The organism is Kocuria subflava (genome assembly GCF_012163155.1).
Taxonomy (GTDB): Bacteria; Actinomycetota; Actinomycetes; order Actinomycetales; family Micrococcaceae; genus Kocuria; species Kocuria subflava.
Genome location: NZ_JAAVUN010000255.1, coordinates 1 through 514, shown reverse-complemented (window position 1 = coordinate 514; position 514 = coordinate 1). Strand labels below are relative to the sequence as shown.

Genomic DNA, 514 nt, shown 5'->3' with positions numbered 1-514 from the left:
GACCGGGAGGTCAACATCAAGATCCTGGTGGACAGGATGGTCACCGCCGGGCGTCTGTCGGAAGAGGACCGGGCGCAGTTCATCGAGTCCATGACCGATGAGGTCGCCGATCTGGTGTTGCGCACCAACGTGGCGCAGAACGTCACCCTCACCGTGGACCGGTGGAAAGCCGACGACTACATGGTGACCTACGAACGCCTCATGGACTGGCTGGAGGACACCGCCGACCTGGACCGGGCCATCGAGTACCTCCCGTCCACGGACGCCATGGAGGAGCGCATCGCCGCGGGAGAGACCATGACCTCCCCCGAACTGTCCGTGCTCACGGCGTACGCCAAGATCCAGCTCTCCGAGGCGCTGGTGGAGTCGGACCTGGCGGAGGACCCCTGGACCGACCGGGTGGTGGATGCCTATTTCCCGGCGCCGGTGCTGGAGCGCTTCGGCGGGGATCTCCAGACCCACCCGCTGCGTCGCGGGGTCGTGTGCGCGGTCGCCCCGGACCACATGATCAACG

The 514-nt window shown here is 66.7% G+C and carries 1 protein-coding gene; it reads left to right on the top strand.

Annotated features, from left to right (window positions below; genetic code table 11):
* Window positions 1-514, top strand: a 514-nt coding sequence (locus GTW58_RS14050) for an NAD-glutamate dehydrogenase domain-containing protein (RefSeq protein WP_168023657.1), incomplete at both ends; no start/stop codon positions are given.